A 20,018-nucleotide genomic window follows, 5' to 3' on the forward strand; every position below is an offset into this window, starting at 1 on the left:
ACGCTCGGGCCAGGGGGCCGCCGGTCCCGGTCAGCCACGGGCGTCCGCCTCCGGTCCGAGCGGCGGTGGCGTAGCGTCGATGCGGTAGCCGACGCCCGCCACGGTCGCGATCACCCACGGTTCGCCCAGACGCTTGCGAAGCGCCGAGACGGTGATCCGCACGGCGTTGGTGAAGGGATCGGCGTTCGCGTCCCACGCGCGCTCCAGCAACTCCTCGGCGCTGACCACGCCCCCCTCGGCGGCGACGAGCACCTCCAGGACGGCGAACTGCTTCCGGGTCAGCGCGACGTAGCGGCCCTCGCGGTGGACCTCGCGGCGGAACGGGTCCAGTCGCAGGCCCGCGATCTCGCGCACGGGCGGTCGGCTGTGGGCGCGCCTGCGGTCCAGTGCCCGGAGCCTGAGCGCCAGCTCCTGCATCTCGAAGGGCTTGGTCAGGTAGTCGTCGGCGCCGAGTGCGAAACCGGAGGCCTTGTCGTCGATCCGGTCGGCGGCGGTGAGCATGAGGATCGGCATGCCGCTGCCCGAGGCCACGATGTGCCGGGCGATGTCGTCCCCGGAGGGCCCTGGGATGTCACGGTCGAGCACGGCGATGTCGTAGACGTTGACGTCCAGTAGCTCCAGCGCGGCGTCTCCGTCGCCCGCGATGTCGGACGCGATGGCAGCCAGCCGCAGCCCGTCGCGGATGGCCTCGGCCAGGTAGGGCTCGTCCTCGACGATCAGCACGCGCATGCCCCGATGCTACGAGGTGGCCTGTGTCGGCGCCGTATGGGAAAACCCGTACGCGGCGACAACATCGCATCGCGTCGACTGGTGGCATGATCCGCACTCCGCTCTCCCCGCTCTCCCCGCCCTCCTCGCCCTCCTCGCGCACCGGCCGCTGGAAGGGCGGCCGGCTCCTCACCGCGGCGGCGCTGCTGCTCGGGCTGACGCTGCTGTTCCACGCGTGGATCCCGAACGGGTGGACCGGGAACCTCGGCAGCCTGGTGGAGACGGTCCTGCCGTGGCTCGGCCTGTTGGTTCCGGTGCTGCTGGCCCTCGCGGCGTGGCGGCGCTCCGCGACCGCGGCGCTCGCGCTGCTGCTGCCGGCTGTGGTGTGGCTCTGCCTCTTCGGCGGGAACCTGTACACCGGGGTGTTCGGGGCCCCGTCCCAGGGCAGCCCGGACCTTACCGTGGTCGAGCAGAACATCAACGCGAACAACCCCGACCCGACCCGCACGGCCCGGGCGCTGGCGGCCACCGGCGCCGACCTGCTGGCCCTGGTGGAGCTGACCCCGCAGGCCACCGGTACGTACGAGTCGCAGCTGGCCGAGGCGTACCCGTACCACGCGGTGCAGGGCACGGTCGGCCTGTGGAGCAAGCGGCCGCTCTCGGACGCCGTGGCGATCGACGTCATGGACTACGGCCCGCTGGCCGCCAGGAAGCCGGTGGCCGCCAAGTCGGCTGCCAACCGGGCCCTGCGCGTGACGGTGGCGACGGACCGAGGTCCCCTGACGGTCTACGTCGCCCATCTGGGATCGGTGCGACTGATGCCCCGAAGGGGCTTCTGGACCGCCTCGCGCGACATCGGCGCGCAGGCGCTCGGCCGGGCCGTCGGGGCCGACCCGAGCCGCCGGGTGCTCCTGCTCGGCGACCTGAACGGCACGACGGACGACCGTGCGCTCGCCCCCCTCACCGCGCGCCTGCACTCGGCCCAGGACTCGGCCGGCTCCGGCTTCGGCTTCACCTGGCCGGCGGCGTTCCCGCTCGTCCGCCTCGACCAGATCCTCGTCCGCGGGGTGACCGCGACGGACGCCCGGGTGCTCCCGGCCACCGGCAGCGACCACCTGCCGGTGGCCACGGGAATCCGGCTGACGTGATGCGCCCCCTGCGCGCCGAGCGTGTCCCTAAGCGCCGTGTCAGTGCATCCGGTCCAACCGGAGAGCACTCTCCGCTTCGTGCTAGACTCCGTATGCGGAGTCAAATCTCCGGTTAGCCTGCCCGCTGGAGACCTGACCTATGGCCAGAACCAAGAACCGACCGCACTACAACGTCACCTTCGCGGTGCTGGTGCTCGGCGTCGGCGCGTACGCGCTGTTGCAGTCGATGATCGTGCCGGTGCTGCCGACGCTGATCGAGCACCTGCACACCTCCCAGTCCACGGCCACCTGGCTGATGACCGGGTACCTGCTGTCCGCCTCCGTCGCCACCCCGATCCTCGGGCGCATAGGCGACAAGGTGGGCAAGGAACGGATGCTGATCGCCACGCTGCTGGCGCTCACCCTCGGCTCCGCGCTCGCCGGGCTCTCGAACTCCATCGGCCTGATGATCGTCGCCCGCGTGATCCAGGGTCTCGGCGGCGGCGTGCTGCCGCTGGCCTTCGGCATCATCCGCGACGAGTTCCCGGCCGAGAAGGTGCGCGGCGCGGTCGGCACCACCGCCGCGCTCACCGCCGTCGGCGGCGGCATCGGCCTGATCCTGGCCGGTCCCATCACCAACAACATGGACTACCACTGGCTGTTCTGGCTTCCCATGATCATGACTGGGCTGGCCACCGTCGCCACCTTCCTGTTCGTGCCGGAGTCCCCGGTGCGCACCCCCGGCAGGATCAGCTGGACCGCGGCGGGCCTGCTGTCCGCCTGGCTGGTCACGCTGCTGCTGGCCGTCAGCGAGGGCCCGACCTGGGGCTGGGGCGGCGCCCGCGTGCTCGGCCTGTTCGCCGCCACCGTGGTCTTCGCCGCCCTGTGGATCCTGGTCGAGCTGCGCTCCGCCGAGCCGCTGATCGACATGCGGATGATGCGCATCCCCGCCGTGTGGACCGCCAACCTGGTGGCGCTGCTGTTCGGCGTCGGGATGTACACCACCATGACGTTCCTGCCGCAGCTGGTGCAGACGCCGTCCAAGCTGGCCGGGTACGGCTTCAGCGCCAGCGTCACCCAGTCCGGCCTCTACATGCTGCCGATGACCGTGGCCATGTTCGTGCTCGGCACCTGGACCGGCCGGCTCTCCGCCCGGTTCGGCTCCAAGGCCGTGCTGGTCGCGGGCAGCCTGGTGACCGTCCTCCCGTTCGTGCTGCTGGCGGTGGACCACTCCCGCGTCTGGGAGCTCTACCTCTCCTCCTCGCTGCTCGGCATCGGTCTGGGCCTGGCCTTCTCGTCGATGTCGGCCATCGTGGTGGAGGCGGTGCCGGCCGAGCAGACCGGCGTGGCAAGCGGCATGAACGCCAACATCCGCACCATCGGTGGTGCTGTCGGCAGCGCCGTCGCGGCCAGTATCCTGGCCTCCGGCGTGACCCCCACCCACCCGTTCCCTCAGGACTCCGGGTACACCGACGTCTTCTGGCTCCTCACGGCGGGCGGCGTCCTCGCCGCCGTCGCCAGTCTGCTGATCCCGGCGGTCCGTCGGGCCCCGCGCATGGTGGCCGCGGGCGAGTCGGCGGACCAGCAGCAGGCCGATGTGAACGCAGCTTCACTGAACGGATGATCATGAGCGACTCCCAGGGCCGGACCGCGGCGGCCACGGCCGCCACCGCCGCCGCGACCGCTGCCGCCGCCTCGACGGGCAAGGGCCTTCGCCGCGACGCGGCGGAGAACCGGGCGCGACTGCTGCGGGCCGCCTGGGAGGCCTTCGCCGAGCACGGGCCGGACGCCGGCGTGGAGGAGATCGCCCGCCGCGCCGGCGTCGGCATGGGCACGCTCTACCGGCGCTTTCCCACCAAGGACGCGCTGATCAACGAGCTCAGCGAGGTCATCTTCGAGTCCATCCTGGAGTACGCCCGGATGTCGGCCGCGCTGGGCGCGGATCGCGCGCCCGGGCAGGCGAGCGGGCTGGAGGAGTCCCTCTTCCACATGGGCGAGGTGATGGCCGGTCACCATGGCTGCCTCGCCCTGCTGTGGCAGGCGTCCCCGCCCTCTCAGGACGAGGAGCGCCGCGGTGAGCTGTGGCGGCTGATGGGGCAGATGCTGGACCAGGCGAAGGCTGCCGGCGACGTCCGGGCCGACATCACCCTCACGGACGTCTACCTCTCCGTGCTCGCGCTGCGCAGCCTGATCGACGACACCGCCGGCCAGGCCCCCGACCTCTGGCGCCGTTACCTGGAGGTCGTCCTCGCCGGCTTCCGCCCCGCCCCCGGCGCGCGCCCTCTGCCCCACCGCCCGGCCGACGACTCCCTGGTCTTCCGCGGCCTGCCCAAGCGGCGCCACTGACGCGCGAGCCGGCGGGCGCCCCGGCGAGCGAGCCGGGGCGCGGGCGGCTCGTCGGGCGGCGGAAGGACCCGCGCCGCGCTCGGCTGGCTCCTGCTCCTGGCCGGCGTCGCCCTGATCGCGATCGCCTGGGTCGTCGGCGGCAACGGCGCCGTTCCCGGCCTGTCGGGCGTGAGCGGCCTGGCCGCGGTGGCCGCCGGCTCGCCGTGCGCAGCACGGGCAAGGCCTACCCGGGAGCCACCCTGGACCGCGACCAGCCCGCGGCCACCCGCAATCCCCACCGGATATTCACCCGCTGACGCCGGGTCCGACCGAGTACTCCTACTCATGACCCGCCCCCCTGGCGGCGAGACACTGCCCACGGCAGTGCGCCACGGAGGGGGAGAGATGAGAGATCAAGGCTCGGACGCCATGCTGGTGACGCTGATGCTCACGCCGTTCGCGCTCGCCGGCTTTTTCGTCCTGCTGCTTGCGGGCAGCGGTCCGTGGTCCGTGGTTGGCATGGTCGTCACGGGCATGATCGCGCTGGCGGGGCTCTACCTGGTGCTCTTCGCGGTGGTTTTCGGCGTGGCGTACTCACGCTTCCAGCGTCGCCAGTCCGGTCGCTGACGGCGGCCTGAACCGTCACATGGGCTTGCCATGGTGGGCGAGGGCGTCGAGGACGCGGGTGAGGGAGGTGCCGAGGCCCCAGCGGGTGGCGAGCTGCTCCAGAGCCTGCGGGTCGCGGGGGGCGGCGGGCAGGGTGGGGTCGAGGTCGGCGGGGAGGGGGACGTCGGCGGCGACGCGGACGACCTTGGGGGCGACGGCGAGGTAGTCGGCCGCGTCGAGGATGCGCTTGCGCTGGGTGGGGGTGAGCTTGGCGGCCGGATCGGCGGCGGCGGCCTCGATGCCGGCGAGGTCGCCGAACTGGGCGATGAGCTTGGCGGCCGTCTTCTCGCCGACGCCGGGGACGCCGGGCAGGCCGTCGCTCGGGTCGCCGCGCAGGGCGGCCATGTCGGCGTACTGGGCGCCGGTGACCGCGTACTTCTCCATCAGCAGCGCGTCGTCGGTGAGTTGCAGGGTGCCGACGCCCTTGATCGGGTAGAGCACGCGCACCGAGCGGACGTCGTCGACGAGTTGGAACAGGTCGCGGTCGCCGGTGACCACGTCGACCGGGCCGGTGGCGCGGGCGGTGAGGGAGCCGATGACGTCGTCGGCCTCGTAGCCGGGCACGCCGACGCGGGCGATGCCGAGGGCGTCGAGGACGGCGGTGATGACCGGGACCTGGGGGGCGAGGGTGTCCGGGGTCTCCTCCTCGCCGGCTTCGGCCGCGGCCGGGTCCTCCGCGACGCGGTGGGTCTTGTAGCTGGGGATCAGGTCGACCCGCCACTGCGGGCGCCAGTCGGCGTCCATACAGGCCACCAGCTGGTCCGGGGCGTGGTCGGAGACCAGGCGCGCGATGAAGTCCAGCAGGCCGCGCACCGCGTTGACCGGCTCGCCCTGGGGGGAGCGGACCGAGTCGGGAACGCCGAAGTAGGCGCGGTAGTACAGGCTCGCGGAGTCCAGCAGCATCAGGGTGGGCGCAGCGGTGGTGCCGGCGGCGGTTCGGCTCATGCGCTCATCTTGCCGCACGGCGGTGACAGCGCCCGGTCGGACGCGAGGGAGGAGGCGGGGAGCCGGCCCGCGTCCGGCGCTGCTTGACAGCGCGCGGGCGTGGGAGCACCATCGAGCACACCTCAGTGTTAACAACGTTCACTTAGTCGAATCCGGAGGGCCCGCGATGGCCTGGAGCGCAGCCGACGTCCCCGACCAGAACGGCCGGGTGGCCGTCGTCACCGGTGCCAACAGCGGGCTCGGCCTGGAGACCGCCAAGGTGCTCGCCGCCCGCGGCGCCACCGTGGTGCTCGCCTGCCGCGACCCGAAGCGTGCCGCCGCCGCGGCCGAGGTGGTCGGTGCTCAGGGTGGCAAGGCGGAGCTGCTCGCCCTCGACCTCGCCTCGCTGGACTCCGTGCGCGCCGCGGCCGCCGAGCTGCGCGAGCGCTTCGACCGGATCGACCTGCTCGTCAACAACGCGGGAGTGATGTTCCCCGCCTACGGGCGGACGGCGGACGGGTTCGAGCTCCAGCTCGGCACCAACCACCTGGGCCACTTCGCCTTCACCGGCCTGGTGCTGGACCGGCTGCTCCAGGTGCCGGGCTCGCGCATCGTGGTCGTCGCCAGCCTGGCCCACCAGTTCGCGCGCGGCGGGGTGAACTTCGAGGACCTGCAGTCCGAGCGCCGCTACAGCCGGATCGGTGCCTACGGCCAGTCCAAGCTGGCCAACCTGCTCCACGCCTACGAGCTGCAGCGTCGGCTCGCCGCCGTCGAGGCCCGCACGATCGCCGTCGCGGCCCACCCCGGCTACTCCAGCACCGAGCTGACCCGCCATCTGCCCGGCTGGATGCAGCCCGCCAACCGCGCCCTGGTCGAGCCGTTGCTCGCCCAGCCCGCCGAGCAGGGCGCCCTGCCGAGCCTGCGCGCGGCCACCGACGCCGAGGTGAGCGGCGGTCAGTACTACGGCCCGAGCGGCTTCCAGCAGATGCGCGGCGCGCCGAAGCTGGTCCGTTCCACCCCCGCCTCCTACGACACCGCCGCACAGCAGCGGCTGTGGACGGTGTCGCAGGAGCTGACGGGCGTCACCTACCCGGTCTGATCAGCGCCCGGCAGTGAGTCAGAGCAGTTCGGGGCGCTGCCACTCCTCGCCCAGCACGTGGTGGGCGAGGAAGGCCAGCACCGTGGCGTACCAGACCTTGGCGTTGTTGGGCTTGAGCACCCAGTGGCCCTCGTCGGGGAAGTAGAGGAACTTGGCCGGGACCTCGAAGCGCGCCAGGTCGCTCCAGAGCGACAGGCCCTCGCCGATCGGCACCCGGTAGTCCTTGTCGCCGTGCACCACCAGCATCGGGGTGCGGATGCCGGCCGCGCCGCGGTGCGGGGAGGACTCCAGGTAGCGGTCGGGCCGCGTCAGCGGGTCGCCGAAGTGCCGGCGCCAGTAGAAGGTGGCGTCGGTGGTGCCGCCGAAGGCGTCCAGGTTCCACAGGCTGGCGTGGGTGACGATGGCCTTGAACCGGTCCGTCCGGGTGGCGATCCAGTTGGCCATGTAGCCGCCGAACGACCCGCCCATCATCGCGGTGCGGCCCGCGTCCACCTCCTCGTGCGTGAGCGCCGCGTCCGTCAGCGCCATCACGTCGCGGTAAGGGGTGCCACCCCAGTCGCCCCAGCCGCGCTGGTGCATGTGCTGGCCGTAGCCGGTCGACAGGGCCGGGTCCGGCAGCAGCACCGCGTAGCCCGCCGCGGCGAAGACCCACGGGTTCCAGCGCCAGGTCCACGCGTTCCAGCTGGCCTGCGGGCCGCCGTGGACCCAGAGCAGGAAGGGGGCCGGACGCTCCGCCGAGGCGTGCTCGGGCAGCACCAGCCAGGCGCGCAGCGCCTGCCCGTCCTCGGCGGTGGTCCGCACCTCGACCAGGCGGCCCGGCATCGCGCCCACCCCCGCGGGCGTGGGCAGTTCGTGCGGCGTCTGGTCCGGCGTGACGGCGTCCAGCCGCACCGGGGTGGGCGGCTGGTCCACGGAGCCGCGCAGCGCGTAGAGCGTCGAGCCGTCGGGGGAGACGCACACGTCGGTGTAGGCACCCGAGGCGGTCAGGCGGGTGACCGTGCCGTCGGCGGTGTCGAGCCGGAACACCGGGGCGTGGCCGAGCTCGTCGGCGACGAAGAAGACGGCGCTGTCGCCGGGGACCGGGGAGGGGACGACGCTGGTCGGCCAGTTGTCGAAGCCGGGCGCCGGGTCGTGGCCGAGGCCCTGCGCGTCCGTCACGTCCGGGACCAGCCACAGGGTCGTCGCACCACTGTGGTCCCAGCCGGCGACCTTGGCGCGCCGGCACAGCAGCGCGCGGGAGTCCGCGGTGAAGACGGGGGAGCCGAACTCCGCCTCGTCCGTGGCGATCCGGCGCACCTCCTTGCCCGTGGCGGCGTCCGCGACCACGATCGTTTCGCGGAACTCGCCGCGCGCGTCCGCGTCCTGGGCGACGTAGGCGATCAGCGTGCCGTCCGGCGAGACCGCGACGGACGGCTCGAAGACGTTCCCGGTGCCGCAGTCCACGAGGGGCGCGTCGAGTTCGGGTCCGGCCGAGGCGGCGGAGGCGGCGGTGGCGAAGACGTGCGGGGTGTCCGGGCCGAGGTCGTGGTCCCAGAAGCGCACCAGCGGACTCTCGTGCAGGACCGCCGAGACCTTCGCCTCCTTGCGGGCCTTGCGCAGCGCCGCGTCGCGCTCGGCGTCCTCGGCCCCCGGCAGCAGCCCCGCGACGACGGCCAGCCGGTCCGCCGCGCGGGCGACGGCGTAGCCGCCGACGCCGCCCGGCCGGGCCAGCAGCCGCTGCGCCTCGCCGCCGCCCGCCGGCAGCGCCCACAGGGCAGGCTCCTCCTCGTCGGCTTCGCCCTTCGCGGGATCCGCCTCCGGGCGGGCGGAGAGGAAGAGCAGGCTCCCATCGGCCCGGAACGCCGGCGCGGACTCTCCCTTGGCCGAACGGGTCAGCCGCCGCGGCGACCGCTCGCCCTGCGGGTCCAGCTCCCACAGGGAGGTCAGGTACCGGGTCCCGTCCGCCGAGAGCTCGGCGACGGTGGTGACCAGCCGGTCGCCGTCCGGGGAGAGGGCGAGCCCGCTGAGGCGGCGCGCCGCGAGGAAGGTGTCGAGCGAGTGGAACGGGGTCGGCGGCTGCGGTCGGGACTGCTTGCTGTCGTGTGCGCTGTTGGTCGTCGACATGCGGACAGTCTCGTCCGCGAGGTGCTTTCCGGGCCAGGTGACGTCCCTGGCTTTCGCCGTCGGCGCAGCGGCCGCTCGGCGCGGTCAGCGCTGCGCGGCGGCGACCAGGGCCTGGGCGAGCCGGGGGTCGTCCCCCTGCTCCGGATGCCACTGCACGGCGAGGAGGAAGGGCGCGTCGGGTGCGGTGTCCGCCGACTCGACGGCCTCGACGATCCCGTCCGAGGAGTGGGCGGAGACTCGCAGCCCCTGCCCGAGGGCGGCGACGCTCTGGTGGTGGTAGGTCGGCACGTCGAGCTTCTCGGTACCGAGGATCGCCGCCGTCCGGGTGCCCTCGACGGCGGCCACGGTGTGACATCCGTAGCGGCCCAGCTCGGGCGAGTGCTCCTCGCTGCCACCGAGCAGATCCGGCAGATGCTGCGTCAGCGTGCCGCCGAGGGCGACGTTCAGCAGCTGCATGCCGCGGCAGATGCCCAGCAAGGGGACGCGCTGGTCGACGGCGGCGTGGATCAGCGCGAGCTCCCACGCGTCGCGGGCGAGGGAGTCCGCGGTGGGCGGTTGCGTGTGCGGACCCTCGGCCTCGCCGTAGCGCGCGGGGGCGACGTCGGGTCCACCGGCGATGACGAGCCCGTCGAGTCGGGCGACCACGTCCGCGGCGGCGTCCGGGTGCTCGTCCGGCGGCAGCATCGCGGCGAGCCCGCCGCCGGCCCGCACCAGGGCGGAGTACCGCCTGGGCACGAGCTCGGCGGGGGCGTCGTGCCAGACGCCCCAGGAGGCGGGGGAGACGTAGGTGGTGACACCGATCAGCGGGCGTGACACGGACGGAACCTCCGGGACTCTACGGATTGGCTGGAACAGACGGGACGTTGCACTCCCCCAGGGCGCGGGGCTCTGCCGATGTGCGGCTCCTCCCGGCCTTCGGCCGGGAGGAGCCGCCTGCGTGGGCGCGAGCAACCCGCCCGGGGCGGATGGCGCTGCTCGCACGGGATCTGACCCCACGGGGTGGCCTGTCGCGCCACACGGCGGAGCCGCACATCGGCCGAGCCTCGGGCCCCTGGGGGGTTGCAACTGAAGCTCGGTCATGAAAGGAACCCGCGCAGGAGCGCCGCGGTCCCCGCGAGGTGTTCGCGCATCGCGGCGCGGGCGCGGGATTGGTCGCCGGTGAGGATGGCGTCGATCAGTTCCTCGTGCTGGCGCTGCGAGTGCTGCAGGTTCGGGGGCAGCAGGGGTATGCAGTCCAGCAGGTCGTTGACCGTGGCGCGCACCGCCGCGTACTGCGCGGCGACCGACGCCGAGCCGCTGAGTTCCGCGATGGCGAGGTGGAGCCGGGTGTCGAGGCGGCGGTACTCCTCCAGCGAGGCCGCACCCGTCTCGGACAGGAGCAGCCGCAGCCGCTCCGCCTCCGCGCCCGTGGGCCTGCGCGCAGCGCACAGCTCGGCCGCGCCCAGCTCCAGGACCTGACGGAAGAGGAGGGTGTCCTCGAGGCGGTCGCCCAGCGCCTCCACGCGGCGCCGCAGCGCCTCGCCGTCGCTCGCCGCGGCCGGCACCGGCGCGGGGGCCAGGACGAACGCGCCGCCGTAGCGCCCGCGGCGGACCTCCAGCACACCCGCGTCCTGCAGCACCTTCAGCGCCTCCCGCAGGGTCACCCTGCTGATCTGGAGCCGGTCGGCGAGCTCGCGTTCGGGCGGCAGCCGGTCGCCGACCGGCACCAGGCCGAGCCGGATCAGCTGCAGCACCTTCTCGACGGTCTCCTCGAAGGTGTTGCCGGAGCGCACGGGGCGCAGCACCGCGGCATACGGGTCCGCTGTGTCGGCCGCCTCACGCACGGTTCCGCTCGACGCGCCATTTTCGATCATGGCACCCCCTTCCCTTCCAATGGTACAAGGCCATACCTTTAAAGCGCCCGACCTGGTCCAGATGCACCCGGAGGCACTACCCATGACTTCTCAAGCGCCCGCACGCCGGGGGCTGCTGAGCCTCGACGCGCTGCGCGACCTGGTCGCGTCAGGAGAGATCCACACCGTAGCCGTGGCCTTCACGGACATGCAGGGCAGGCTGCAGGGAAAGCGGTTCGCGGCCGGTCACTTCCTCGACGAGGTCGTCGCGCACGGCACCGAGGGCTGCGCCTACCTCCTCGCCGTCGACGTCGAGCTCAACACCGTGGACGGCTACGCCATGGCCTCCTGGGAGAGCGGCTACGGCGACTTCGCCCTCCTGCCCGACCTCGGCACGCTACGGCTGACGCCGTGGCAGCCCGGCACCGCGCTCGTCACCGCCGACCTGGCCTGGGAGGACGGCTCGCCCGTCGCCGCCTCGCCCCGGCAGATCCTGCGGCAGCAGCTCGACCGTCTCGCCGAGCTCGGGCTGACCGCCTGGGCCGGGACCGAGCTCGAGTTCATCGTCTTCCGTGACACCTACGAGCAGGCCTGGGACCGCGGCTACCGCGGACTGACCCCGGCCAACCAGTACAACGCCGACTACTCGCTCCTCGCCACCGCCCGGATCGAGCCGCTGCTGGCCCGGATCCGCAACGAGATGGGCGCCTCCGGCATGGTCGTCGAGTCGGCGAAGGGGGAGTGCAACCTCGGGCAGCACGAGATCGCCTTCCGCTACGACGACGCGCTGACCACGTGCGACCAGCACAGCGTCTACAAGACCGGCGCCAAGGAGATCGCCTCCCAGGAGGGCATGGCGCTCACCTTCATGGCGAAGTACAACGAGCGCGAGGGCAACAGCTGCCACGTGCACCTCTCGCTGCGCGACGCCGAGGGCAGGCCGGCCTTCGCCGACGAGCACGGGCACATGTCCGACCTCATGCGCCACTTCCTCGCCGGTCAGCTCGCCGCGATGCGCGAGCTGACGCTCCTCTACGCGCCCAACATCAACTCCTACAAGCGGTTCCGCCCCGGCTCCTTCGCGCCCACGGCCGTGGCCTGGGGCAAGGACAACCGCACCTGCTCGCTCCGCGTCGTCGGCCACGGGCCCTCGCTGCGCTTCGAGAACCGTGCGCCGGGCGGCGACGTCAACCCCTACCTCGCCGTCGCCGCCATGATCGCGGCCGGTCTGCACGGCATCGAGCAGCGCCTCGAACTCCCCGAGGCCTGTACCGGCAACGCCTACGAGGCCGACTACGCCCACCTGCCGACCACGCTGCGCGAGGCGGCCGAGCTGTGGACCGGCAGCGAGCTGGCCAAGGCCGCCTTCGGCCCCGAGGTCGTCGCCCACTACGCCACCATGGCGCAGGTCGAGCAGGACGCCTACGACTCCGCCGTCACCGACTGGGAGCGTTTCCGCTCCTTCGAGCGCATGTGAGCACCCGACATGACTGAACTTCTCCCTGATGTTCTGCGGGTATTGAATCCCGCCACCGAAGAGCTTGTCGCGGAAATCACCACCACGTCACCCGAACAGGTGGACGCCGCGGTCGAACGTGCGACGAAGGCCCAGCAGAGCTGGGTCTCCTTCGCCCCCGGCGACCGCGCCCGCCTGCTGCGGCGCTTCGCCGACGGCGTGGACGCGGCCGTCGACGAGCTCGCCGACCTGGAGGTCACCGAGGCCGGGCACACCCTGGGCAACGCCCGCTGGGAGGCCGGAAACGCCCGCGACCTGCTCGAATACGCCGCCGGCGGGATCGAGCGGCTGATGGGCCGGCAGATCCCGGTGGCCGGTGGCCTCGACGTCACCTTCCACGAGCCGCTCGGCGTCGTCGGCGTCATCGCGCCGTGGAACTTCCCGATGCCGATCGCCGCCTGGGGCGTCGCACCGGCGCTCGCCGCGGGCAACGCGGTGCTGCTCAAGCCCGCCGAGACCACCCCGCTCACGGCACTGCGGCTGGAGCGGATCGCGCTGGACGCCGGACTGCCCGAGGGGCTGTTCCAGGTGCTGCCCGGCCACGGGCGGATCACCGGCCAGGCGCTCGTGGACCACCCCGGCATCCGCAAGATCGTCTTCACCGGCTCGACCGCCGTCGGCAAGCAGATCATGGCCCGGTGCGCCGACAACCTGAAGCGGGTCACCCTCGAACTCGGCGGCAAGAGCCCCAACATCGTCTTCGCCGACGCCGACCTGGCCCGTGCCGCGGCGGCCGCGCCCATGGCCTTCCTGGACAACAGCGGCCAGGACTGCTGCGCCCGCACCCGGATCCTGGTCCAGCGCGACGTCTACGAGGACTTCCTCGCCCTGGTCGCCCCCGCGATCGAGGCCGTCCGTGTCGGCGACCCGCGCGACGCCGCCACCGAGATGGGCCCGCTCATCTCCGCCGTCCAGCGCGAGCGCGTCCGCTCCTACCTGACGGACGACGTGCCCGTCCTGGCCCAGGGCACCGCGCCCGAGGGGCCCGGCTTCTGGCAGGCCCCGACGCTGCTCGCCCCCGAGGACCCGGGCAGCCGCGCCGCCACCGAGGAGATCTTCGGCCCCGTCGCCGTCGTGCTGCCGTTCACCGACGAGGCCGACGCGCTGCGCCTGGCCAACGCCACCCGCTACGGCCTCTCCGGCTCCCTGTGGACCCGGGACATCGGCCGGGCGCTGCGGATGGCGCGCGGTGTCAACGCGGGCAACCTCTCCGTCAACTCGCACAGCTCCGTGCGCTACTGGACGCCGTTCGGCGGCTTCGGCGAGTCCGGACTCGGCCGCGAGCTGGGCCCGGACGCGCTCGCGCACTTCACCGAGACCAAGAACGTCTTCATCAGCACCGAGGAATAGGAAGAGCCGTGACCCACCAGCAGGAAGAGACCGTCTGCCGCCGCCTGGTCGGCCGCACCGCCGTCGTGACCGGCGCCGGCTCCGGCATCGGCCTGGCCACCGCGCGCCGCCTGGCGTCCGAGGGCGCCAACGTCGTCTGCGCCGACGTCGACCCGACGGCGGGCAAGGCGGCGGCCGAGGAGGTCGGCGGCACCTTCGTCCAGGTCGACGTCACCGACGCCGAGCAGGTCGAGGCGCTGTTCAAGACGGCCTTCGACACCTACGGCAGCGTCGACATCGCCTTCAACAACGCGGGCATCTCCCCGCCCGACGACGACTCCATCCTCACCACCGGCCTCGACGCCTGGCGCCGGGTGCAGGAGGTCAACCTGACCTCCGTCTACCTGTGCTGCAAGGCCGCGCTGCCCTACATGCAGCGGCAGGGCAAGGGCTCGATCATCAACACCGCCAGCTTCGTGGCCAAGATGGGCGCCGCCACCTCGCAGATCTCCTACACTGCCTCCAAGGGCGGCGTGCTGGCGATGTCCCGCGAGCTGGGCGTGCAGTTCGCCCGCGAGGGCATCCGCGTCAACGCGCTCTGCCCGGGGCCGGTGAACACCCCGCTGCTGCAGGAGCTGTTCGCCAAGGACCCGGAGCGCGCCGCGCGCCGCCTGGTGCACATCCCCGCCGGCCGCTTCGCCCACGCCGAGGAGATCGCGGCCGCCGTCGCCTTCCTGGCGAGCGACGACTCGTCCTTCATCACCGCCAGCGACTTCCTCGTCGACGGCGGCATCTCCGGCGCGTACGTCACCCCGATGTAGGCCCCTTCACCGTGTACCTGGGGCGGTGGCTGGACTCGCCGCCGTCCCAGGCTCGGTGACCGCCTCCCAGCCGGCCGACAGCGCCAGCTGACCGCATGCTTATCGGCCCACCTGTACGGTGCCGGATGTGAGTGAGACTGCGCCCCCCGCCGCCGGCTGGTACCCGGACCCCAAGCCCGCGAACCCGGACACCCCGGGCGAACGCTGGTGGAACGGCTCCGAGTGGACCGTGAGCACCCGCACCGATGACACGACGGTGTTCATCTCCGGCGAGCCCCCGGTCGACCGGGCCCCGCGCCGGCGTCCCGGCCCGGTCCTGGTCGGCGCGGTCGCGGCGATCGTCGGCCTGGGGGTCGGCTCGCTGGTCACGTACCTCGCCATGGACGGCAACAACAACGGGCAGCAGTCCGTGAGCGTCCGCGGCAGTGCGCCGAACGGCGGTGACGGCGTGAATCCCTTCGGCGGCGGCAACGGCGGCTCGGGCGGTAGCGGCAGTGGTGGCCTGGGTGGCGGTAACGGTGGTCTGGGTGGCGGGAACGGCGGCTCGGGCGGCAGCGGCAGTGGCGGCCTGGGCGGTGGGAACGGTGGCTCGGGCGGTGGCAGTGGCTCCAACGCGGCCGTCGACGTCGCCGACGGGCTGAGCATCACCCTCCCCTCCGGCTGGACCGGCGGCACCACCACGGACGGGCACGCCTCCGGCTCCTTCGGCACCTACACCTGCGCCGGTTCCACCGGGAGCTCGAACAACACCTGCTCCTACGCCGGCGTCGACACGGTCACCCTCAGCGCGTCCGTCAGCGGCGGCGCCCAGGCCGCCGCGGAGGCGGACATCGCCGCGGCGGTCAAGGACTCCTACGGCGACGTGACCGGCCACCAGGTCCTGGAGGAGAAGGCCGTCACCGTGGCGGGGCGCTCCGGCTACCTCGTGCGGTGGCAGGTGAACGCCAAGGTCGGCAACAACGGCACGGTCGAGACGGTGGTCTTCCCGGACAAGGCCGGTGACAAGCTGGTCGCGCTGCGCCTGGGCTTCGATGTCGCGAGCAAGGCGCCGAGCCTGTCCGTGATGGACCAGATCGTCTCCGGGGTCACCGACTTCTCCGGCGGCTCCCTGGGCGGCTCCACCGGCGGTCAGGCTCCGGGCACGAGCTGATCCCCGAGCGCTTCGCGTAGTCTCACGGGGTGGAGCGGAAGAACATCCCTGACCCGGGGTTCGCGGGTGACGACGGTACGGCGGACCCTCGACTGGCGGCGGCGCTCGCGGCGTACGCGGCGGAGCGCACCCAGGAGAACGAGGAGCGGGTGCTCGCGCTGCTCGCGACCGCACGGCTGATGGTCCCCATCGTCGCGGTCCTCGGCGAGGTCGAGGTCGACGAGCACGGTCACCAGCACGAGAAGACCAGCGACATGGCCGTCCCGACCATCGAGGCGCCCGACGGCCGCAAGGGGCTTCCCGCCTTCACCTCGCTCGCGTCCCTCGCCGCGTGGCGCGCCGACGCGCGCCCGGCACCCGTCCCGGCGTCCCAGGCGGTCCAGGCCGTCTGGTCCGAGCACGCGGACACGCTGCTGATCGACCTGGCGGGCCCGGTCTTCTTCGAGCTCTCCGGCGCGGCCCTGCGCGCGGTCGCGGAGGGCCGCGCCCACGTCGCCCCCCTCCGCGACGCGGGCGTCGCGGACGAACTGCGCGCGATCCTGGACAAGCACGCCGTCGTCCTGCGCGCCCACCTGCTCGCGAGCGAGCAGGCGGACGCCCAGCTCGTCCTCATCGTCGCCCCGGATGCCACCCCCGCCACCCTCCAGGCGGTCGCCGCCTCCCTCGCCGACAGCGAGCTGCTCCGCATCCGCCTGGACCGCGGCCTCGACCTGGCGGTCGTCACGCCGGGCGGCAACGAACCCGCGAACGCTTTCTACGCACGGACGTAAGGGGTAGGGGCTTTGCTGATACGCGGCTCCTCGGCCTGGGCGTGAGCAACCACCCGCGTGCGGATGGCCCTGCGCGCCCCCGGCCTGCATGTCAGTGGCTTGCCGCGCCCACGCAGGGGGTACCTCGGGGCACCTCCCGGCCGAAGGCTGAGGGAGGAGCCGCATGTCGGCACAGCCTCGCGCCCCTGGGTTGCAGCCTGGGGGTGCGACGACCTCTCAGCTGTAGACCGGCCCGGTGAACTTCTCGCCGGGGCCCGTGCCCGGGGCGTCCGGGACGAGGGAGGCCTCGCGGAAGGCGAGCTGGAGGGACTTGAGGCCGTCGCGGAGCGGGGCCGCGTGGAAGTTGGAGATCTCCGGGGCACCGGCGGTGACCAGGCCCGCCAGGGCCGTGATCAGCTTGCGGGCCTCGTCGAGGTCCTTGTGGGCCTCGCCGCCCTCCGCGAGGCCCAGGTTCACCGCGGCCGCGCTCATCAGGTGGACGGCGACGGTGGTGATGACCTCGACGGCGGGGACGTCCGCGATGTCGCGGGTGAGGTCGTCGAAGTCGGGGGACTGGGGGGAGGGGGAGTCGCTCATGGGCCTCAGTCTGCCGGAACCACCCCCGCGAGCGGGAATTCTGCGGTACGGCGGGACGCTGCTATGCTTGCAGACTGAGACCGGCCAGGTACCGCTCCGCCGCTACGGCTGACGCAGTCCCGGCCCGCAAGTGGAGGCTCCGACTTCCCACCCGCACCGACCTCACGGTCGTCGGGTCAAATGGTCCAAGACGAGGCGATCCCGCCTGCACCCGTCCGTCCGGACGAGGTCAAGAGGGTTTGCTCCGTCGGTTGTGCCATGGATGGAGCTCCGCCTGCGCGTCATGCGGGGCTTTTTTCGTGCCCGCGGTGCTATGAGAAGCATAGGTACCGCGGCACGCATGAAGCTCTGTGTGGCGGTACCCAGCCAGCTAACGCGGCTGCCGCCCGGCAGTCCGTGGGTGCAACCGAGGAGGATCCATCAGCACCGAGCCCCGCATCAACGACCGGATTCGCGTCCCCGAGGTGCGACTCGTCGGTCCTAGCGGCGAGCAGGTCGGCATCGTGCCGCTTGCCAAGGCGCTTGAGCTCGCGCAGGAGTACGACCTCGACCTGGTCGAGGTTGCTGCGACCGCACGCCCGCCGGTGTGCAAGCTCATGGACTACGGCAAGTTCAAGTACGAGTCGGCGATGAAGGCCCGTGAGGCGCGGAAGAACCAGGCGCACACGGTCATCAAGGAGATGAAGCTCCGGCCGAAGATCGACCCGCACGACTACGAGACCAAGAAGGGTCACGTCGTTCGGTTCCTCAAGCAGGGCGACAAGGTCAAGATCACGATCATGTTCCGTGGCCGTGAGCAGTCCCGTCCCGAGCTGGGCTTCCGGCTGCTGCAGCGCCTGGCGGAGGACGTTCAGGAGCTCGGCTTCGTCGAGTCCTCGCCGAAGCAGGACGGCCGAAACATGATCATGGTTCTCGGTCCGCACAAGAAGAAGACCGAGGCCATGGCCGAGGCCCGCGAGGCCCAGGCCGCCCGCAAGGCCGCGGCTCAGGCCGGCGTCGTCCCGCGCCGCCAGGGTGGCGCGGACGAGGCTGCCGACGAGATCGACGACATCGACGACGTTGACGAGCTCGACGACGTTGACGAGCTCGACGACGAGCTCGAGGACGACGAGGCCATCGAGGCCCCGGCGGAGGAGCAGCCCGAGGCTGTCGCCGACGCCGAGACGCCGGCTCCGGCCGGCACGGAGGCCGCGGCCGGCTGACCGCCGGACGCGCCTGCACCACCGGCTCTCCGAGTTCCCACCCGGAGAGTCCCTGTCAGAAACGAAGCGCTCCCGCTCGCCCCGCCGCAACGCGGAACGGGCGGGAGCGGACCGACGAGGAGAGTACGGCGACATGCCGAAGAACAAGACGCACTCCGGTGCCAGCAAGCGCTTCAAGCTCACGGGCACCGGCAAGATCAAGCGCCAGCGCGCCGGTCGCCGCCACTACCTCGAGCACAAGTCGTCCGAGCTGACGCGCCGCCTGGCCGGCACCGTCATCGCGGCCCCCGCCGACGCGAAGAAGATCAAGAAGCTTCTCGGCAAGTGATCGCGGCCCCTCGGGGCCTGCTGATCCTTTTCGACCACATTCGTAAACCGGGCCGTGTGACATCCACCGCGGTCCCTTTGAAGGAGTAATAACGTGGCACGCGTCAAGCGGGCAGTGAACGCCCACAAGAAGCGCCGGGTCATCCTGGAGATGGCGAGCGGCTACCGTGGCCAGCGCTCGCGCCTGTACCGCAAGGCGAAGGAGCAGGTCACCCACTCGTTCGTCTACAACTACAACGACCGCAAGAAGCGCAAGGGCGACTTCCGTCAGCTCTGGATCCAGCGCATCAACGCGGCCGCCCGCGCGAACGGCATGACCTACAACCGCCTGATCCAGGGCCTGAAGGCTGCCAACATCGAGATCGACCGCAAGATGCTGGCCGAGCTGGCCGTCAACGACTCCGCCGCGTTCGAGGCGCTGGTCGAGGCCGCCCGCAAGGCGCTGCCGGCCGACGTCAACGCGCCGAAGGCCGACGCCGCCGCCTGAGCTGCCTTCGCGGTAGCGCAGTAGCACCTCCACCCGCAGGGTGGAAGCAACCGGGCCCGCAGGGGGTGACCTCCTGCGGGCCCGACCCGTTCTGCCGGTCTCCGGTTCTCCGGTCTTGGAGTGATGATCACCGCGATGTCCCTGCCGCACACGTCGTCCCAGCCCGAGCTCACCTCGCTGCGCTCGCCCCGGGTCAACGCCGCCCGGCGGCTCTCCCGTCGCGCCCAGCGCGGCAAGGAGCGGCGTTTCCTCGCCGAGGGCCCGCAGGCCGTGCGCGAGGCCGTGGACTTCGGCACCCTCCCGGACGGTACCCACTCCGTGGTGGAGATCTACGCCACGCTGGAGGCGGCCGAGCGCCACGCCGACCTGCTCGACCGCGCCCGCGCCGAGCGCGTGCCGGTGCTGACCGCGACCGACGAGGTCATCGCCGCCGTCTGCGACACGGTCACCCCGCAGGGCGTCGTCGCCGTCTGCCGCTTCGTCGACACCTCCTTCGAGGCCGTCCTGGCCGCCAAGCCGAAGCTCGTCGCGCTGCTCGCCAACGTCCGCGACCCCGGCAACGCCGGCACGGTCCTGCGGACGGCCGACGCGGCCGGTGCCGACGCGGTCGTGCTCACCGACGCGTCCGTGGACCTCTACAACCCCAAGGCCGTGCGCGCCTCGGTCGGCAGCCTCTACCACCTCCCGGTGGCCGTCGGCGTGCCGGTCGAGCAGGCCGTGGCCGGACTGCGGGCGGCGGGCATCCGCGTGCTGGCCGCCGACGGCGCGGGCGAGCGCGACCTGGACGCCGAGCTGGACGAGGGCACCCTCGGCGCGCCGACCGCCTGGCTCTTCGGCAACGAGGCCTGGGGCCTGCCGGAGGCGACGCGTGCGCTGGCGGACGAGGTGGTGCGGGTCCCCATCCACGGGCATGCCGAGAGCCTGAACCTCGCCACGGCCGCCGCCGTCTGCCTCTACGCCTCCGCGCGCGCCCAGCGTGCACCCGGAGGGTGTCGTTCCTGACTGCCGTGGGTAGGGCCGTTTCGCTAGGGTGGCCATTCCGGGGGCAGGGGGAGC

The 20,018-nt window shown here is 72.5% G+C and carries 20 protein-coding genes; 14 read left to right on the plus strand and 6 right to left on the minus strand.

Annotation, left to right across the window (positions count from 1 at the left end; all coding sequences use genetic code 11):
• Positions 1 to 30: 30 nt before the first annotated feature.
• Positions 31 to 729, minus strand: coding sequence for a response regulator transcription factor (locus ABH931_RS24100; RefSeq protein ID WP_370116844.1), 699 nt, complete (start codon positions 727 to 729; stop codon positions 31 to 33).
• 86 nt (positions 730 to 815) lie between these two features.
• On the opposite strand from ABH931_RS24100, the gene ABH931_RS24105 reads away from it, so the two are divergent.
• The 4 genes from ABH931_RS24105 to ABH931_RS24120 all read left to right on the plus strand — a co-directional run bounded on the left by ABH931_RS24105 (position 816) and on the right by ABH931_RS24120 (position 4,787).
• On the plus strand, positions 816 to 1,856 hold the full coding sequence (locus tag ABH931_RS24105; RefSeq protein WP_370116847.1) for an endonuclease/exonuclease/phosphatase family protein: 1,041 nt from the start codon (positions 816 to 818) through the stop codon (positions 1,854 to 1,856).
• A gap of 139 nt (positions 1,857 to 1,995) precedes the next feature.
• Positions 1,996 to 3,459 (plus strand): MFS transporter, encoded by a 1,464-nt coding sequence (locus tag ABH931_RS24110; protein ID WP_370116849.1) that lies wholly within the window; start codon positions 1,996 to 1,998, stop codon positions 3,457 to 3,459.
• 2 nt (positions 3,460 to 3,461) lie between these two features.
• Positions 3,462 to 4,181, plus strand: coding sequence for a TetR/AcrR family transcriptional regulator (locus ABH931_RS24115; protein ID WP_370116852.1), 720 nt, complete (start codon positions 3,462 to 3,464; stop codon positions 4,179 to 4,181).
• Between the two features lie 408 nt (positions 4,182 to 4,589).
• Positions 4,590 to 4,787, plus strand: coding sequence for a hypothetical protein (locus ABH931_RS24120; RefSeq protein ID WP_370116855.1), 198 nt, complete (start codon positions 4,590 to 4,592; stop codon positions 4,785 to 4,787).
• A gap of 15 nt (positions 4,788 to 4,802) precedes the next feature.
• Here the strand turns inward: ABH931_RS24120 and ABH931_RS24125 are convergent, their stop codons facing one another.
• Positions 4,803 to 5,729 carry a 5'-3' exonuclease H3TH domain-containing protein gene (locus tag ABH931_RS24125; protein ID WP_370116966.1) on the minus strand — a complete coding sequence of 309 codons (927 nt, stop codon included), beginning with the start codon at positions 5,727 to 5,729 and terminating at the stop codon, positions 4,803 to 4,805.
• 208 nt (positions 5,730 to 5,937) lie between these two features.
• Between ABH931_RS24125 and ABH931_RS24130 the strand changes: the two genes are divergently transcribed.
• Positions 5,938 to 6,849, plus strand: a complete 912-nt coding sequence (locus tag ABH931_RS24130) for an oxidoreductase (RefSeq protein WP_370116858.1) — start codon at positions 5,938 to 5,940, stop codon at positions 6,847 to 6,849.
• Between the two features lie 18 nt (positions 6,850 to 6,867).
• Here the strand turns inward: ABH931_RS24130 and ABH931_RS24135 are convergent, their stop codons facing one another.
• The 3 genes from ABH931_RS24135 to ABH931_RS24145 all read right to left on the minus strand — a co-directional run bounded on the left by ABH931_RS24135 (position 6,868) and on the right by ABH931_RS24145 (position 10,805).
• Positions 6,868 to 8,952 (minus strand): prolyl oligopeptidase family serine peptidase, encoded by a 2,085-nt coding sequence (locus ABH931_RS24135; protein ID WP_370116861.1) that lies wholly within the window; start codon positions 8,950 to 8,952, stop codon positions 6,868 to 6,870.
• An 84-nt stretch (positions 8,953 to 9,036) separates the two neighbouring features.
• Positions 9,037 to 9,768: a gamma-glutamyl-gamma-aminobutyrate hydrolase family protein gene (locus tag ABH931_RS24140; protein ID WP_370116863.1), complete on the minus strand. Its 732-nt coding sequence runs from the start codon at positions 9,766 to 9,768 to the stop codon at positions 9,037 to 9,039.
• 260 nt (positions 9,769 to 10,028) lie between these two features.
• Complete coding sequence (locus ABH931_RS24145; RefSeq protein ID WP_370116865.1) at positions 10,029 to 10,805, minus strand: FadR/GntR family transcriptional regulator; 777 nt, start codon at positions 10,803 to 10,805, stop codon at positions 10,029 to 10,031.
• A gap of 82 nt (positions 10,806 to 10,887) precedes the next feature.
• On the opposite strand from ABH931_RS24145, the gene ABH931_RS24150 reads away from it, so the two are divergent.
• The 5 genes from ABH931_RS24150 to ABH931_RS24170 all read left to right on the plus strand — a co-directional run bounded on the left by ABH931_RS24150 (position 10,888) and on the right by ABH931_RS24170 (position 16,370).
• Positions 10,888 to 12,261, plus strand: a complete 1,374-nt coding sequence (locus ABH931_RS24150) for a glutamine synthetase family protein (protein WP_370116868.1) — start codon at positions 10,888 to 10,890, stop codon at positions 12,259 to 12,261.
• 9 nt (positions 12,262 to 12,270) lie between these two features.
• Entirely contained in the window at positions 12,271 to 13,650 is a 1,380-nt protein-coding gene (locus ABH931_RS24155) for an aldehyde dehydrogenase (RefSeq protein ID WP_370116871.1), read from the plus strand.
• Positions 13,651 to 13,658: 8 nt separating this feature from the next.
• Positions 13,659 to 14,450, plus strand: a complete 792-nt coding sequence (locus ABH931_RS24160; protein ID WP_370116873.1) for a 3-oxoacyl-ACP reductase — start codon at positions 13,659 to 13,661, stop codon at positions 14,448 to 14,450.
• A 127-nt stretch (positions 14,451 to 14,577) separates the two neighbouring features.
• On the plus strand, positions 14,578 to 15,600 hold the full coding sequence (locus tag ABH931_RS24165; protein WP_370116876.1) for a DUF2510 domain-containing protein: 1,023 nt from the start codon (positions 14,578 to 14,580) through the stop codon (positions 15,598 to 15,600).
• A gap of 29 nt (positions 15,601 to 15,629) precedes the next feature.
• Positions 15,630 to 16,370 (plus strand): SseB family protein, encoded by a 741-nt coding sequence (locus tag ABH931_RS24170; protein WP_370116878.1) that lies wholly within the window; start codon positions 15,630 to 15,632, stop codon positions 16,368 to 16,370.
• A gap of 216 nt (positions 16,371 to 16,586) precedes the next feature.
• Here ABH931_RS24170 and ABH931_RS24175 read toward each other — a convergent pair whose 3' ends face one another.
• Positions 16,587 to 16,946 (minus strand): DUF1844 domain-containing protein, encoded by a 360-nt coding sequence (locus tag ABH931_RS24175; protein WP_370116881.1) that lies wholly within the window; start codon positions 16,944 to 16,946, stop codon positions 16,587 to 16,589.
• Positions 16,947 to 17,365: 419 nt separating this feature from the next.
• On the opposite strand from ABH931_RS24175, the gene infC reads away from it, so the two are divergent.
• The 4 genes from infC to ABH931_RS24195 all read left to right on the plus strand — a co-directional run bounded on the left by infC (position 17,366) and on the right by ABH931_RS24195 (position 19,964).
• Positions 17,366 to 18,148, plus strand: coding sequence for a translation initiation factor IF-3 (gene infC / locus ABH931_RS24180; RefSeq protein ID WP_370116968.1), 783 nt, complete (start codon positions 17,366 to 17,368; stop codon positions 18,146 to 18,148).
• A 133-nt stretch (positions 18,149 to 18,281) separates the two neighbouring features.
• A complete protein-coding gene (gene rpmI, locus ABH931_RS24185; protein ID WP_370116883.1) occupies positions 18,282 to 18,476 on the plus strand; it encodes a 50S ribosomal protein L35 in 195 nt (64 codons plus the stop codon).
• Positions 18,477 to 18,569: 93 nt separating this feature from the next.
• A complete protein-coding gene (gene rplT / locus ABH931_RS24190) occupies positions 18,570 to 18,962 on the plus strand; it encodes a 50S ribosomal protein L20 (RefSeq protein WP_042418653.1) in 393 nt (130 codons plus the stop codon).
• A 135-nt stretch (positions 18,963 to 19,097) separates the two neighbouring features.
• Positions 19,098 to 19,964 carry a TrmH family RNA methyltransferase gene (locus ABH931_RS24195; protein ID WP_370116887.1) on the plus strand — a complete coding sequence of 289 codons (867 nt, stop codon included), beginning with the start codon at positions 19,098 to 19,100 and terminating at the stop codon, positions 19,962 to 19,964.
• Positions 19,965 to 20,018 lie beyond the last annotated feature (54 nt).

It is taken from the genome of Streptacidiphilus sp. MAP12-33, from assembly GCF_041261265.1.
Lineage (GTDB): Bacteria > Actinomycetota > Actinomycetes > Streptomycetales > Streptomycetaceae > Streptacidiphilus.

Bases quoted from the DNA above. Each gene is read 5' to 3' on its own strand.
- ABH931_RS24100 (WP_370116844.1), bottom strand. From the start codon at position 729: ATGCGCGTGCTGATCGTCGAGGACGAGCCCTACCTGGCCGAGGCCATC.
- ABH931_RS24105 (WP_370116847.1), top strand. From the start codon at position 816: ATGATCCGCACTCCGCTCTCCCCGCTCTCCCCGCCCTCCTCGCCCTCC.
- ABH931_RS24110 (WP_370116849.1), top strand. From the start codon at position 1,996: ATGGCCAGAACCAAGAACCGACCGCACTACAACGTCACCTTCGCGGTG.
- ABH931_RS24115 (WP_370116852.1), top strand. From the start codon at position 3,462: ATGAGCGACTCCCAGGGCCGGACCGCGGCGGCCACGGCCGCCACCGCC.
- ABH931_RS24120 (WP_370116855.1), top strand. From the start codon at position 4,590: ATGCTGGTGACGCTGATGCTCACGCCGTTCGCGCTCGCCGGCTTTTTC.
- ABH931_RS24125 (WP_370116966.1), bottom strand. From the start codon at position 5,729: ATGCTGCTGGACTCCGCGAGCCTGTACTACCGCGCCTACTTCGGCGTT.
- ABH931_RS24130 (WP_370116858.1), top strand. From the start codon at position 5,938: ATGGCCTGGAGCGCAGCCGACGTCCCCGACCAGAACGGCCGGGTGGCC.
- ABH931_RS24135 (WP_370116861.1), bottom strand. From the start codon at position 8,952: ATGTCGACGACCAACAGCGCACACGACAGCAAGCAGTCCCGACCGCAG.
- ABH931_RS24145 (WP_370116865.1), bottom strand. From the start codon at position 10,805: ATGATCGAAAATGGCGCGTCGAGCGGAACCGTGCGTGAGGCGGCCGAC.
- ABH931_RS24150 (WP_370116868.1), top strand. From the start codon at position 10,888: ATGACTTCTCAAGCGCCCGCACGCCGGGGGCTGCTGAGCCTCGACGCG.
- ABH931_RS24155 (WP_370116871.1), top strand. From the start codon at position 12,271: ATGACTGAACTTCTCCCTGATGTTCTGCGGGTATTGAATCCCGCCACC.
- ABH931_RS24175 (WP_370116881.1), bottom strand. From the start codon at position 16,946: ATGAGCGACTCCCCCTCCCCCCAGTCCCCCGACTTCGACGACCTCACC.
- rpmI (WP_370116883.1), top strand. From the start codon at position 18,282: ATGCCGAAGAACAAGACGCACTCCGGTGCCAGCAAGCGCTTCAAGCTC.
- ABH931_RS24195 (WP_370116887.1), top strand. From the start codon at position 19,098: ATGTCCCTGCCGCACACGTCGTCCCAGCCCGAGCTCACCTCGCTGCGC.